The sequence below is a fragment of the Gordonia rhizosphera NBRC 16068 genome, from assembly GCF_000298195.1.
In the GTDB taxonomy this organism is placed as follows: domain Bacteria; phylum Actinomycetota; class Actinomycetes; order Mycobacteriales; family Mycobacteriaceae; genus Gordonia; species Gordonia rhizosphera.
The window spans coordinates 1-13071 of record NZ_BAHC01000179.1; the positions used below are offsets into that span (position 1 = coordinate 1).

At 68.2% G+C, this 13071-nt stretch carries 14 protein-coding genes; 7 read left to right on the top strand and 7 right to left on the bottom strand.

Annotated elements, in window-relative coordinates; all coding sequences use genetic code 11:
• Positions 1 to 716 (bottom strand): DAK2 domain-containing protein (locus GORHZ_RS21580; RefSeq protein ID WP_006336844.1); only part of this gene is annotated, 716 nt, incomplete at its 3' end.
• Positions 717 to 970: 254 nt separating this feature from the next.
• On the opposite strand from GORHZ_RS21580, the gene rpmB reads away from it, so the two are divergent.
• Both rpmB and GORHZ_RS21585 read left to right on the top strand, forming a co-directional pair.
• Positions 971 to 1162: a 50S ribosomal protein L28 gene (gene rpmB, locus GORHZ_RS30275; protein ID WP_006336855.1), complete on the top strand. Its 192-nt coding sequence runs from the start codon at positions 971 to 973 to the stop codon at positions 1160 to 1162.
• A 124-nt stretch (positions 1163 to 1286) separates the two neighbouring features.
• On the top strand, positions 1287 to 2102 hold the full coding sequence (locus GORHZ_RS21585) for an enoyl-CoA hydratase/isomerase family protein (RefSeq protein WP_006336856.1): 816 nt from the start codon (positions 1287 to 1289) through the stop codon (positions 2100 to 2102).
• 4 nt (positions 2103 to 2106) lie between these two features.
• On the opposite strand, the gene GORHZ_RS21590 is transcribed toward GORHZ_RS21585, so the two are convergent.
• Together GORHZ_RS21590 and thiL are read right to left on the bottom strand one after the other, a co-directional pair.
• Positions 2107 to 2790 (bottom strand): uracil-DNA glycosylase, encoded by a 684-nt coding sequence (locus tag GORHZ_RS21590; protein ID WP_006336857.1) that lies wholly within the window; start codon positions 2788 to 2790, stop codon positions 2107 to 2109.
• A 120-nt stretch (positions 2791 to 2910) separates the two neighbouring features.
• On the bottom strand, positions 2911 to 3936 hold the full coding sequence (gene thiL / locus GORHZ_RS21595; RefSeq protein ID WP_006336858.1) for a thiamine-phosphate kinase: 1026 nt from the start codon (positions 3934 to 3936) through the stop codon (positions 2911 to 2913).
• Between the two features lie 159 nt (positions 3937 to 4095).
• On the opposite strand from thiL, the gene GORHZ_RS21600 reads away from it, so the two are divergent.
• Positions 4096 to 4341 (top strand): Lrp/AsnC ligand binding domain-containing protein, encoded by a 246-nt coding sequence (locus GORHZ_RS21600; protein WP_006336859.1) that lies wholly within the window; start codon positions 4096 to 4098, stop codon positions 4339 to 4341.
• Between the two features lie 30 nt (positions 4342 to 4371).
• Entirely contained in the window at positions 4372 to 4944 is a 573-nt protein-coding gene (locus tag GORHZ_RS21605; protein ID WP_006336860.1) for a DUF3515 domain-containing protein, read from the top strand.
• A gap of 13 nt (positions 4945 to 4957) precedes the next feature.
• Here the strand turns inward: GORHZ_RS21605 and GORHZ_RS21610 are convergent, their stop codons facing one another.
• Entirely contained in the window at positions 4958 to 5965 is a 1008-nt protein-coding gene (locus GORHZ_RS21610) for an NAD(P)H-dependent glycerol-3-phosphate dehydrogenase (protein ID WP_006336861.1), read from the bottom strand.
• Positions 5966 to 6104: 139 nt separating this feature from the next.
• Here GORHZ_RS21610 and cofC point away from each other — a divergent pair, with 139 nt between their 5' ends.
• Genes cofC through GORHZ_RS21625 form a run of 3 tightly spaced genes read left to right on the top strand, consistent with a single transcriptional unit; the run spans position 6105 to position 10085 of the window.
• Entirely contained in the window at positions 6105 to 6881 is a 777-nt protein-coding gene (gene cofC / locus GORHZ_RS21615; RefSeq protein ID WP_157205306.1) for a 2-phospho-L-lactate guanylyltransferase, read from the top strand.
• A gap of 60 nt (positions 6882 to 6941) precedes the next feature.
• Positions 6942 to 9125, top strand: coding sequence for an RNA degradosome polyphosphate kinase (locus GORHZ_RS21620; RefSeq protein ID WP_006336863.1), 2184 nt, complete (start codon positions 6942 to 6944; stop codon positions 9123 to 9125).
• 39 nt (positions 9126 to 9164) lie between these two features.
• Complete coding sequence (locus tag GORHZ_RS21625; protein ID WP_006336864.1) at positions 9165 to 10085, top strand: NUDIX hydrolase; 921 nt, start codon at positions 9165 to 9167, stop codon at positions 10083 to 10085.
• 80 nt (positions 10086 to 10165) lie between these two features.
• Here the strand turns inward: GORHZ_RS21625 and GORHZ_RS21630 are convergent, their stop codons facing one another.
• From GORHZ_RS21630 to leuC, 3 genes are all read right to left on the bottom strand, one after another.
• Positions 10166 to 10765 carry an HU family DNA-binding protein gene (locus tag GORHZ_RS21630; RefSeq protein WP_006336865.1) on the bottom strand — a complete coding sequence of 200 codons (600 nt, stop codon included), beginning with the start codon at positions 10763 to 10765 and terminating at the stop codon, positions 10166 to 10168.
• A gap of 175 nt (positions 10766 to 10940) precedes the next feature.
• Positions 10941 to 11534 (bottom strand): 3-isopropylmalate dehydratase small subunit, encoded by a 594-nt coding sequence (gene leuD / locus GORHZ_RS21635; RefSeq protein WP_006336866.1) that lies wholly within the window; start codon positions 11532 to 11534, stop codon positions 10941 to 10943.
• A gap of 58 nt (positions 11535 to 11592) precedes the next feature.
• Positions 11593 to 13029, bottom strand: a complete 1437-nt coding sequence (leuC, locus tag GORHZ_RS21640) for a 3-isopropylmalate dehydratase large subunit (RefSeq protein WP_006336867.1) — start codon at positions 13027 to 13029, stop codon at positions 11593 to 11595.
• Between the last annotated feature and the right edge of the window lie 42 nt (positions 13030 to 13071).

Genomic DNA, 13071 nt, shown 5'->3' on the forward strand with positions numbered 1-13071 from the left:
TTGTCCTGATGCCCCGGCTCGCCACCGCCGGTAAGAATGCCCTTGTACCGACGACGGCGCTGCGCGACTCCGGTGAGCACCGCGACCATCGCGTCGGCGAGTACCAAGAACCCACGGCCGCCGGCGTCGACGACACCGGCGTTCGCGAGTTCGGGAAGTTGTTCGGGTGTCTTTTCGAGGGCGTCGGCGCATTCGTCGGCGACCGCGCGCGCCAGATCACCGGCCGACGCGTGCACATTGGCCGCCGCGGTCTCGGCGCCGACGCGGACCACGGTCAGCACCGTTCCCTCCCGCGGTTCGCTCACCGCGCGCACCGCGGCGAGCGAGCCGAGGCGCAGTCCCGCGGCCCACAACTGGTTGAAGGTGAGCTGCGATTCGTCGGTGGTGATCAGTTCGGCGGCATCGGAGAGCCCCACGAGTACCTGCGCGAGGATGATCCCGGAGTTACCGTGGGCGGCGGCCACCGCGGCGTCGGCCATCGCCCGTGCGACACCGGCGACGCCCGTCTCCGGCGCGACCCGGTCGGCGGCCTCCGCGGCCGCGGTCATGGTGAACAGCATGTTGCTACCGGTGTCGGAATCCGGGATCGGGAAGACGTTCAGGTCGTTGATCTCACCGCGCAGCGACGCCAGCCCCTCGGCCGCGGCGTGCGCCCAGTCCCGCAGCAGCTGCGGGTTCATCGTCCGGGCGAGTCCACCGTCGAACACCGACTCCATGAAGCCCCTTCACCGTTGCACCACCGGAGATCAATGGGTCCGAGGTTACCCGTGCGGACGGACAGCGCCGTCGCCAGAGCACCACGCCGCACACCCCGGTGTGTACGCTCAACGACACGGATTTGGTCGGTGTGGGCACCTCCCGCTATCCTTGCAGGGTTGCCTTTTTGCCGGACCCGACGACGCTGCGCGCCGATCGCGGACCTCGATCAGGTAGAACACGACCACATTCATCAAACCAAGGGAGTTCGACGATGGCTGCCGTTTGCGACATCTGCGGCAAGGGACCGGGCTTCGGCAAGTCGGTTTCGCACTCGCACCGGCGCACGAACCGCCGGTGGAACCCGAACATTCAGTCGGTGCGCGTCGAGGTCGCGCCGGGGAACCGCAAGCGGAAGAACGTGTGCACCTCATGCCTGAAGGCCGGTAAGACCGCCAGCGTCTGATCGTCGACGGGCGTGCCCTCGCCCGCCCGGATCCAGCTCTTCATCCACCGAGCCCGACCCACGGCCGAGCGTTCGCTCGCCCCGGGCGTCGGGTCTTTGTGCGTTCCGGCTAGAGTCTCCGACCATGACCGCACAGCCTGCGACCGAACCGACCACCCCCTTCGTCTCCGAGGACGACGGCGTCTTGACCGTCACCGTCTCCACGCCGGCCGGCGGCAATTCCCTCGCCGACGACGCAGTCATCGAGGCCGCGGCCGCGCTGCGCGAGGTGGCTCGCGGTGAACGCCGGATCGGTGCGATCCTGCTCGTCAGTACCGGCGCCAACTTCTGCGCGGGCGGCAATGTCCGCGCCTTCGAGTCGGCCGAGCATCGGCCCACCTATCTCCGCGGTCTCGCCGACGATTTCCACGATTTCGTCAACGCCCTCCACGAGGCGAACAAGCCGGTCGTGGCGGCGGTCAAGGGATGGGCGGCGGGCGCCGGCATGAGTCTCGTGCTGCATGCGGACATCGCCATCGGCGGATCATCGACCCAGATGCGCCCTGCGTACCGCGGGATCGGCCTGTCCCCCGACGGCGGTCTGACCTGGACTCTGCCCCGCGCCGTCGGTCAGGCCCGCGCACGCCACATCATCCTGACCAACCAGGTCATCGGCGCCGAACAGGCTCTGGACTGGGGCATCCTCTCCGAGCTCGTCGCCGACGACGAGGTGGACTCCGCGGCACGGGCCGCCGCACAGAAGATCGCGAGCGGCCCGTGGGCGGCCGATGCCGCGACCCGCGCGCTGCTGGCCCAGTCGCCGACGACGTCGCTGGCGGAGCACCTGATCGCCGAGGCCCGGTCGATCTCGCAACTGTCCGCGTCGCCCGAGGGCATCGAGGGTGTCGACGCGTTCGTCGGCAAACGCAAACCCGACTTCGGCGCCGCCCGGTCGAACTGATTTCTCAGTCCGGGAGACGCCAGTCCACCGGATCGGCACCGAGTTCGTCGAGTGCCTCGTTGGCACGGGTGAACGGCCGTGACCCGAAGAAACCGCGGCCGGCCGACAGTGGTGACGGATGCGCCGATTCGATCACCGGGACGTCGGGCAACCACTGTTTGAGTCCGGACGCGTCACGTCCCCACAGGATCGCCACGAACGGTTCGCCCTCGCGGGCCACGAGGGCCTTGATGGCGCACTCGGTGACCTGTTCCCACCCTTTGCCGCGATGCGACGCGGGCTGTCCCGGACAGACGGTCAGAACCCGATTGAGCAACAGCACCCCCGATCTCGCCCACGGGGTGAGGTCGCCGTTGGCGGGCCTCGGATAGCCGAGGTCCTCGCAGTACTCGCGGTAGATGTTGGCCAGAGACCGAGGGATCGGTGAGACGTCGGGCGCCACCGAGAAACTCAGGCCCACCGCATGCCCGGGCGTCGGGTAGGGATCCTGACCGACGATGAGCACCCGCACGTCGTCGAAGGGCTGCGTGAACGCCCGTAGAACGTTGCGGCCCGCCGGGAGGTAGCCGCGTCCGGCGGCGTTCTCCGCACGGAGGAACTCACCCATCGACGTGATCACCGGCTCGACCGGCGCCAGCGCCCGCGCCCATCCCGGGTCGATCAGCTCCGCGAGCGGTCGCGGGGTCATCCGATCCGCCGCAACTGGTCGCGGTGGATGTCGACGTCGTCGGCGATCGTGGGTTCGCACTCACCGAGCGCATGGATTGCCATGCCCCAAATCCAAACACACGGCGTCCGGCGCGGGTCGTCAGGAGTCGAACGACCCCCAGCCGTGGAGTTCGCCGATCGGATGACCATCGATCCAGACCCCCGACCCGGCGGCAACGTGTCCGATCGCCGTCCACTCGGCCGGGACCGCACCGGCGGGGAAGGCCGCGAGCAGTTCGTGGTCCTCACCACCGGCAAGCACCCAGGAGCGGGGGTCGACGCCGAGTGCCGCCGCCGCGGCCGCCACGCCGGGTCCGGCCGGCACGTGGTCGGCACGCACCTCCAGTCGCACCCCCGAAGCGGTCGCCATGGTGATCAACTCCTCCACCAGTCCGTCGGAGATGTCGGTCATCGCGTGTGCGCCGGCCCGCGCGGCGATCGGTCCCTGTCCCAGGTCGGGTGCCGGCAGCCGATATGCGGCGAGCGGACCCGGGTGCGCGCGGAGCAGGTCGTCGGTGCCGCGGGCCTGCGCGTCGATGAGCAGCGCCAGGCCGGCCGCGCTCGAACCGAGCGCGTGTCCGGTCACGGCGAGGACGTCGCCTGGCCGGGCCCCGCCCACCACGATCGGGTCGCCGCCGTCGAGCGCGCCGACGGCGGTGACACCCAGCACGACCTGGTCTGCGGCCACGAGGTCACCGCCGAGCACGCGGGCACCGATCCCGTGGGTGGCCTCGACGATGCCCGCGTTGAGTTCGAGGACCGTGCCGACGGTGGTCGACGAGGGGCATGCGATGGAGACGACGATGCCGGTCGTGCGCGCCCCCATCGCCGCGATGTCGGCGGACGCCTGGATCACCGCCCGGGCACCCACGGTCCGCGCATCCGACCAGTCGAAGCGGAAGTGCCGTCCCTGCACGGCGGTGTCGGTGCTGATCACCGTCGGACCGGCGGTGTCGATGACCGCCGCGTCGTCCCCCGAGCCGATGACGATGTCGGGTGCCGAGCCGCCGTCGGAGGTCCCGGCACCGGCCGCGGCACGGGTCAGTTCGCCGATGAGCCGCCGCTCCCCGACCTCGCGGACCGTGCGCGACCGGTCGACCGGATCCCCCACGCCTTGCACGGACACGACATCTCCTCGATCGCTCTGAGTCGCGCTGGGACGGGGTTGTCAGCGACAATATGGCGACAGTGTATTGGTTCGCCGGGGCCGGACTGGCCGACCCCGGTGGCGTTCGGTCCGCACGCCGCGCTTGTTGCGCCGTGGTGGTCGTGCGCAGACGAGAGGATGGGCGTGGTTCAGGCATACATACTGATCCAGACCGAGGTCGGACGTGCCGCGTTGGCCGCGGCAACCATTGCGGAGATCTCCGGTGTCGCCTCGTCCGAAGAGGTCAGCGGTCCCTACGACGTTATCGTCCGCGTGGATGCGGCCGATGTGACACATCTGTCCGAGGACGTCGTCCCGCAGATCCAGAAGGTGGACGGCATCACCCGTACGCTGACCTGCCCGGTGGTGCAGAACACCCGCTGACGCGGTCACCGCCGGACCGGTCACTACTCTGTGGGCGTGACCGACGACGACACGCAGCAATCCGCCGCAGGCCCGTCCGATGACCGTGCTTCCGGGCCCGGACCGGGCCCGCGGCTGAGTCCTGCGCTCGTGGCCACCCTTGTCGCCGTGCCCGTGATGGTGCTCGTCGGCTTCATCACGTACGCGGCGCTGCGGCCCGATGCCACGACCCCGATCGAATCGTATGCGGTCGAGCCCTCCGCATCGGCGGAGTGCGCGAGGATGATCGCGGCTGTGCCGGAGACCTTCGACGGCTACGGCGACAAGCAGGTCGACGGCACCACCGTGCGATGGGCCTCCGACGACGGCGGCGACCCGGTGATGTTGCGTTGCGGTGTCACACGGCCGACGGAGTTGTCGCCGACGAGCAGCCTCCAGGTCGTCAATCCGGTGCAGTGGTTCATCACCGACACCGTCGACGGCAGGGGTCAGGCCTATGTCTGCGTCGATCACCGCCCGTACGTGGCGATGTGGATTCCCGTCAACGCCGGCAACGGACCCATCACCGACGTGTCCGCGGTCATCGAACGAACCCTTCCCCGCGGTCCACTCGACTTCGGGTGAGACCGCGCAGGCGTCACTCGTAGACTTCGGGTTTGATGCTGCGCCCCAACAGTGCGCTCACCGCGTCACCGACCGAGAGGCCGGCGTGACAGACCTGATACACGGCGTCCGTCAGCGGCATCTCGACACCGTGTTTCACCGCGAGTGACCGTACCGACGCGCATGACTTCACCCCCTCGGCGACCTGTCCGTGCGTTGCCTCCTGCGCCTCGGCCATCGTTGCGCCCTGCCCGAGCCGCGCGCCGAACGTCCGGTTGCGCGACAGCGGCGACGAACAGGTGGCCACCAGGTCACCGATCCCGGCCAGACCGGCGAGCGTCTCGAGCTGCGCGCCGAGCGCCCCGGCCATCCGGATCGTCTCCGCGAGCCCGCGCGTGATGATGGTCGCCAGGGTGTTCTGTCCGTAGCCGACCCCGGTGGCCATTCCGCAGGCGAGGGCGATGACATTCTTCACGGCACCGCCGAGCTCGGTGCCGATGACATCGGTGTTGGTGTAGGGACGGAAGTAGTCGGTCTTGAACGCCCGCTGTAGTTCCGCGGCGCGGTGCTCGTCGACGCAGGCGATCACCGTCGCCGCCGGCTGTTCCTCGGCGATCTCGCGCGCGAGATTCGGGCCCGACAGCACCGCGACCCGGTCGGCGGGTGCCCCGGACACCTCGGCGATGACCTCACTCATCCGCAGCAACGTGCCCGTCTCGACACCCTTCGCCAACGATACGAAGGTGGTGTCGCGACCGAGGTGCGGAGTCCATGAGGTGAGATTCGCGCGCAACGACTGCGAGGGCACCGCACACACCACCACCTCGGCGTCGGCGAGCGCCTCGGGGACCGAACTCGTGGCCCGCAACGTCTCGGGCAGCGCGATGCCCTCGAGGTAGTCGACGTTGACGTGCTCGGTGTTGATGACCTTCGCCAGCTCGGGTCGACGAGCCCAGATCGTCACGTCCTCATTCCCCGCGTCGACGAGCACCTTCGCCGTCGCGGTACCCCAGGTTCCGGCCCCCATCACCACAACGCGCACGATCGCTCCTTCACCACTCGACTCCGACACCCAACCCTAATGCGTGCATCTTCAGCCGGTGACGAATCATCGTCGGCGACCGCCACCTCACGCCGCCCGGGTTCGCCGCACGCCCGGACCGATGGGCATCATGGAGTCCATGGACTCGACCTCGCGGGAGGACCTCGCATCTCCGGGCCCCGGCGATGTCGTCGACGAACCCGGGTTCGCCGACGTCGCCGCGGTCATGGCGGTGAAGCACCTCGACGACGCCAAGTCGCGGCTCGCGGCGAGCCGCGCGTCGGAACCGACCGACATGCACCGGGCACTGGTTCTGGCGATGATGCGCGACACCCTCGAGGCGGTCACCGCCGCCGGCATCGGTCACGTGCTGGTGGTCTCCCCCGACGACGACGTCCTCCTCGCGGCACGAGCGGCGGGTGCACGCGGGCTCCGGGAGGCGTCGGGACCCGCCGGCGTCGAGGCGTCACAACTACTCAATCACGCCTTTTCCCAGGCCGCGGCGGCCGTCCGCGGCCATTGGCCGGCGGCCCGCATGGTGATGATGATCCAGGCGGATCTGCCGGCCGCGACCGCCGCCAGCCTGCGTTCGCTGGTCTCGGCGGCCCGCGGCCATCGCGAGGCGGTGCTGACCGACCGCGACGGCACCGGCACCACGATCCTGGTCCGTGACACCGCGGTCTCCGATCCTCCGCGGTTCGGTGCGGATTCCGCAGCCGCGCATCGCGGCGCCGGTGCGGTCGAACTGGATCCTGGCCGGGTGCGATGGCCCGATCTCCGCACCGACGTGGACACCGCGGCCGACCTCGACGCCGCCGCAGCGCTGGGTCTCGGCCGATACACGGCCGGCGCCCTGGGCCGGAGGTCACCGGCCGATCAGCGCGCGGCGGCCGCCGCATGCCGGGGCCAGTGCTGAGCGCCGGCCGGAGGCAGGGCAAACGCACACTGCCACGCCCAGATGCGTCATGATTGTCGGGTGAGCCCAGCAGACGAACTCGCCACCCAGACGGCCTCATCGATCCCGGGTGCTCCCCCGGCCGCGACTCTGCACCCCGACGAGTCGGCCGATCTGCCCGACGACCGTTACCTCAACCGGGAACTGAGCTGGCTCGACTTCAATTCTCGCGTGCTGGCATTGGCCGAGGACACCTCGATGCCGCTGCTCGAACGCGCGAAATTCCTGGCGATCTTCGCGTCCAACCTCGACGAGTTCTTCATGGTGCGTGTGGCGGGGCTCAAGCGCCGCGACGAGACCGGCCTGTCGGTGCGATCGGCCGACGGTCTGTCGCCGCGCGAACAGCTGCTGCGTATCGCGGGCCGGACGCAGACGATCGCCGACCGTCACGCCCGGGTGTTCCTCGACTCGGTCCTCCCGGCGCTGGCGGAGAACGACATTCATGTCGTCGCGTGGTCGGACCTGAGCGAGGCGCAGAAGTCGCGACTCGTCGAATACTTCCACGAGGACGTGTTCCCGGTCCTCACCCCGCTCGCCGTCGACCCGGCGCATCCGTTCCCCTATATCAGCGGTCTCAGCCTCAATCTCGCGGTCACGGTCAAGGACGCCTCCGAGGGGGGCGAACACTTCGCGCGTGTGAAGGTGCCCGACAATGTCGCCCGGTTCGTTCGGGTCGACAAGCTCATCCCGGCCAACGAGTCGTCGAAGGAGGCGGGCCACAAGGCTCTGTTCCTGCCACTGGAGACGCTGATCGCGGCGAACCTGGAGCACCTGTTCCCCGGTATGGAAATCGTTGAGCACCACGCGTTCCGGATCACCCGCAACGCCGACTTCGAGGTCGAGGAGGACCGCGACGAGGACCTCTTGCAGGCGCTCGAGCGTGAGTTGGCCCGCCGCCGGTTCGGATCTCCGGTCCGGCTCGAGGTGGCCGACGACATGACCGAGCACATGCTCGAACTTCTGCTACGCGAACTCGATGTCAATCCCGCCGACGTGATCCAGGTGCCCGGACTGCTCGACCTGTCGTGTCTGTTCGAGGTCAACGGTCTCGACCGCCCCCACCTCAAGGACCGTCCGTTCGTCCCGGCGACCCATCCGGCCTTCGGTGAGCGTGAGACACCCAAGAGCGTGTTCTCGACGTTGCGCGAAGGCGACGTCCTCGTGCATCACCCCTACGATTCGTTCTCCACGAGCGTCCAACGCTTCATCGAGCAGGCGGCCGCCGATCCGCAGGTCCTCGCGATCAAACAGACCCTCTATCGCACCTCCGGTGACTCACCGATCGTCAACGCCCTCATCGACGCCGCCGAGGCCGGCAAACAGGTCGTCGCTCTCGTCGAGATCAAGGCCCGCTTCGACGAACAAGCGAACATCAAGTGGGCCAGGCAACTCGAACAGGCCGGTGTGCACGTTGTCTACGGGCTGGTCGGCCTCAAGACCCACTGCAAGACCTGCCTCGTCGTCCGCCGCGAAGGATCACAGATTCGCCGCTACTGCCACATCGGTACCGGCAACTACAACCCGAAGACCGCCCGGCTCTACGAGGACGTGGGCCTGTTCACCGCGGCACCGGACATCGGCGCGGACCTGACCGACCTGTTCAACACCCTGACCGGTTACTCCCGGAAGAAGGGCTACCGCAACATCCTCGTCGCGCCGCACGGTATTCGCTCCGGCATCATCGAGCGGATCCACGGCGAGATAGAGCGTTTCCGACAGGGCGACCCGGCCGCGCGAATCCAGCTGAAGGCCAACGCGCTCGTCGACGAACAAGTGATCGACGCACTCTACCGGGCCTCGCAGAACGGGGTGCCGGTCGAGATCGTCGTCCGCGGTATCTGCGCCCTGCGCCCCGGGATGCCTGGCGTGAGCGACAACATCGTGGTGCGGTCGATCCTCGGGCAGTTCCTCGAGCATTCGCGGATCCTGTTCTTCGGCTCCCAGAACGAATACTGGATCGGCAGCGCCGACATGATGCATCGCAATCTCGACCGGCGGGTGGAGGTGATGGTGCAGGTGCGCGACGAACGCCTCACCGACGAACTCGGCGACATGTTCGCCTCGGCCCTCGATCCGCGGACCCGCTGCTGGGTGCTGCAATCCGACGGGAGTTGGGTGGCCTCGCCCGCGGCCGGCGAGGAGGTGCGCGACCACCAGCGCCAGATGATCCGGCGTCGTCGCCGACGTCTGGATTCGGGTAGCTGACCGCACATCCGGATCGCGTTCCTGCCTAGAATCACAGCAATGGCCAAGACGACGAAGATGGTGTGGGCGGCCGGGGGTGTGCTGTGGCGCCCGGCTCCCGACGGGCGGATCGAGATCGGACTCGTACATCGTCCTCGCTACGACGACTGGACGCTGCCGAAGGGCAAGGCCGAAGACCACGAGACCCTGCTCACCACCGCGGTGCGCGAGATCTGCGAGGAGACCGGGCATCAGGTGCGCCTGGGCCGCCATCTCCGCGATGTCGCGTACACGATACCCAACGGCAATCGCAAACGGGTCCGGTACTGGTCGGCGCGCGACCTCGGTGGCGAATTCGTCCCCAACCGGGAGGTCGATGAACTCCGCTGGTTCGAAATCGGCAGCGCCGCAGAACAATTGAGCTACCACGAGGACCGCAGCATCCTGGACGAACTCCGCAGGCTACCGATCGACCTACACACCCTGCTGCTGGTTCGCCACGCCCGCGCCGGCCAACGGTCCCGGTACAAGGGCGACGACCGGTTCCGACCGCTCGACGCGCTCGGCCGTCGACAGGCGCAGGAACTCGACAGGCTGTTAGAGGTCTTCGGGGCACAGCGTTTGCACGCCGCCGACCGGCTACGATGCGTGCAGACCCTGGAACCGCTGGCCGCGACCCTGGGAGTAGAAGTCGAGACGGAGCCGTCCCTGTCGGAGGAGTCCTACAGCGCCGCACCCGAAGCCGCGCACGCTCGGATGCTCGACATCGCCAAGGACTCGTCGGCGATTCACGCGGTGTGCAGCCAGGGCAAGGTCATCCCGCCGCTGATGGAATGGTGGTCCGAACTCGACGGTGTCACGCTTCCCCCGAAGCGGAACCGCAAGGGCAGCGTCTGGGTGCTCTCGACCCTCGAGGGCCGACTCCTCGCGGCCGACCACATCGACAGCCCCCTGCCCCACGACGACCGCATCGGCTCCTGAGTGGTGCTCACCTCGCAGACGAATCAGCCCCCGACGTGGGAAGGCGTCGAGGGCTGATCTGACAAACGTCGCCGAGAAGCCTAGCGGCGAGTGGTCTTCTTGGCCGCGGTCTTCTTGGCCGCGGTCTTCTTGGCCGGGGCCTTCTTGGCCGCGGTCTTCTTCGCGGGAGCCGCCTTCTTCGCCGGCGCCTTGGTGGCGGCCTTCTTCGCGGGAGCCGCCTTCTTCGCCGCCGTCTTGGTGGCGGCCTTCTTCGCGGGAGCCGCCTTCTTGGCCGCCGTCTTGGTGGCGGCCTTCTTCGCGGGAGCCGCCTTCTTCGCCGCCGTCTTCTTGGCGGCGGTCTTCTTCGCCGGCGCGGCGGCCGCGCTACCCCGCTTCACGGCGGGCCCGGTCGCGGCCAGCTTCTGTTTGCCGGCCACGACAGCCTTGAACTGTGCGCCCGGCCGGAAGGCGGGAACCGAAGTGGCACGCACCTTCACGGTCTCGCCGGTGCGCGGGTTGCGGGCCACGCGCGGAGCGCGCCGGCGCTTCTCGAAGACACCGAAGCCGGTGATGGTGACACTCTCACCCTTGTTGACGGCACGAACGATCGTGTCGACGATGAGCTCGACGGCGGCAGTCGCAGTCTTGCGATCCGCATCGAGCTTTTTGGTCAGCTCATCAATGAGCTCTGCCTTGTTCATGGATACCTCCGCAAGCTGATCTGACCCATCGGTATGGCCAGCTAACTCCACACCGTAAACGTCCAATTCGAAAACGTCCATCTTCCACGCCAATTAGCCGACGATGTTGCGAAATCGGAAGGAGGAATCGAACTCCGACGAAGGGGTGCCACGGCGGTCTTGCGGAGGCCGCCGATCAGCCTTCCAGGGTCGCCGGCTTGAAGGCCGGGCGCGAGTTCTCGAACTCGGAAATGGCCTCTACCTGCCGTAACGTGAGCCCGATGTCGTCGAGACCCTCCATCAGCCGCCACCGGGTGTAGTCGTCAATTGCCAACGGCACCACAAGGTCTGCAGCGGTTACCGTGCGATCGGCAAGGCTGACGGTCAGTTCCAGACCCGGCTGCTCCTCGAGACGCTTCCAGAGCAATTCGATGTCGGACTGTTCGACCTGGGCGGCGACCATTCCCGCCTTGCCCGCATTGCCGCGGAAGATATCGGCGAACCGGGACGAGAGGACGACCCGGAAACCGAAATCCATGAGAGCCCAGACCGCGTGCTCGCGCGACGATCCGGTGCCGAAGTCGGGACCGGTCACCAGGACCGAGCCCCGGCTCCACGGCTCGTTGTTGAGGATGAAGTCCGGATCGGCGCGCCAGCCGGCGAAAAGGCCGTCCTCGAAGCCGGTTCGGGTCACACGCTTGAGGTAGACCGCGGGGATGATCTGGTCGGTGTCGACGTTGCTGCGACGCAGCGGGACACCGATTCCGGTGTGAGTGATGAAGGGTTCCATGTTCTTCGGTCCGTTTCGTCGGTGTGGCCGGTGAAGGTGGGTTGGTCGCGGTCGGCGGTCAGTCGAGATCGGCCGGTGCGGACAGGGTGCCGCGCACGGCGGTGGCGGCCGCGACGGCCGGCGATACCAGGTGCGTACGACCACCCTTGCCCTGCCGCCCTTCGAAGTTGCGGTTCGAGGTCGACGCGCACCGCTCCCCCGGCGAGAGTTGATCGGGATTCATGCCGAGGCACATCGAACATCCCGCCTGACGCCATTCGGCACCGGCCGCGACGAAGATCTCGCCGAGCCCCTCCTCCTCGGCCTGCGCGCGCACCCGCATCGATCCCGGCACGACGAGCATGCGCATGCCGTCGGCGATCTTGCGGCCCTTGAGGATGTCGGCGACGGCCCGCAGATCCTCGATGCGACCGTTGGTGCACGAACCGACGAAGACGGTGTCGACCTTGACATCCCGCAGCGGGGTGCCGGGTTCGAGATCCATGTACTCCAGCGCCCGCCGCGCGGCGGTCGCCTTGGTCTCGTCGGTGATCTCGTCGGGATCGGGCACCCGTGCACCGAGCGGGGCGCCCTGCCCGGGGTTGGTACCCCACGTGACGAAGGGCGTCAGCTCACTCGCGTCGATGTGCACCTCGGCATCGAATTCCGCTCCGGGATCGGTGCGGAGGCTGTCCCAGTAGGCGACCGCCGCATCCCAGTCCGCACCCTTCGGCGCGTGCGGACGACCCTTCAGGAAGTCATAGGTCACCTGATCCGGGGCGATCATCCCGGCGCGGGCGCCCGCCTCGATCGACATGTTGCAGATGGTCATTCGGGACTCCATCGACAGCTTCTCGATCGCGGGGCCGCGGTATTCGAGCACGTGGCCCTGCCCGCCGCCGGTGCCGATCTTGGCGATGACGGCCAGAATGAGGTCCTTGCTCGTGACGCCGGGCGGCAGTTCGCCGTCGACCGTGATCGCCATCGTCTTGAACGGCCGCAGCGAAAGCGTCTGCGTGGCCAGCACATGCTCGACCTCGGAGGTGCCGATCCCCATCGCCAACGCACCGAAGGCCCCGTGGGTCGAGGTGTGGCTGTCGCCGCACACGACCGTCGTGCCGGGCTGGGTCAGCCCGAGCTGCGGCCCCATCACGTGCACGATGCCCTGCTCGGCATCACCCATCGGGTGCAGGCGGATACCGAACTCTGCGCAGTTGTGGCGCAGGGTGTCCACCTGGGTGCGCGACACCTCGTCGGCGATCGGCTTGAAGATGTCGACGGTCGGGACGTTGTGGTCTTCCGTCGCGATCGTCAGATCGGGCCGACGCACCGGCCGTCCGGCCATGCGCAGACCTTCGAACGCCTGCGGGCTGGTCACCTCGTGGACGAGATGGAGATCGATGTAGATCAGGTCGGGATTGCTATTCCCGTCGGCGTCCTTCTCGCCGCGGACCACGACGTGGTCGTCCCACACCTTCTCGGCGAGCGTACGCGGTGCGTTGGGGTCTGAACTCATGGCTGCACTCACATCTGTCGGATCGTCATCGCACGTCGCCAC

Excerpts from the sequence above, each read along its gene's own strand:
- rpmB (WP_006336855.1), top strand. The coding sequence starts at position 971 with ATGGCTGCCGTTTGCGACATCTGCGGCAAGGGACCGGGCTTCGGCAAG.
- GORHZ_RS21585 (WP_006336856.1), top strand. The coding sequence starts at position 1,287 with ATGACCGCACAGCCTGCGACCGAACCGACCACCCCCTTCGTCTCCGAG.
- GORHZ_RS21590 (WP_006336857.1), bottom strand. The coding sequence starts at position 2,790 with ATGACCCCGCGACCGCTCGCGGAGCTGATCGACCCGGGATGGGCGCGG.
- GORHZ_RS21600 (WP_006336859.1), top strand. The coding sequence starts at position 4,096 with ATGGGCGTGGTTCAGGCATACATACTGATCCAGACCGAGGTCGGACGT.
- cofC (WP_157205306.1), top strand. The coding sequence starts at position 6,105 with ATGGACTCGACCTCGCGGGAGGACCTCGCATCTCCGGGCCCCGGCGAT.
- GORHZ_RS21625 (WP_006336864.1), top strand. The coding sequence starts at position 9,165 with ATGGCCAAGACGACGAAGATGGTGTGGGCGGCCGGGGGTGTGCTGTGG.
- GORHZ_RS21630 (WP_006336865.1), bottom strand. The coding sequence starts at position 10,765 with ATGAACAAGGCAGAGCTCATTGATGAGCTGACCAAAAAGCTCGATGCG.
- leuD (WP_006336866.1), bottom strand. The coding sequence starts at position 11,534 with ATGGAACCCTTCATCACTCACACCGGAATCGGTGTCCCGCTGCGTCGC.
- leuC (WP_006336867.1), bottom strand. The coding sequence starts at position 13,029 with ATGAGTTCAGACCCCAACGCACCGCGTACGCTCGCCGAGAAGGTGTGG.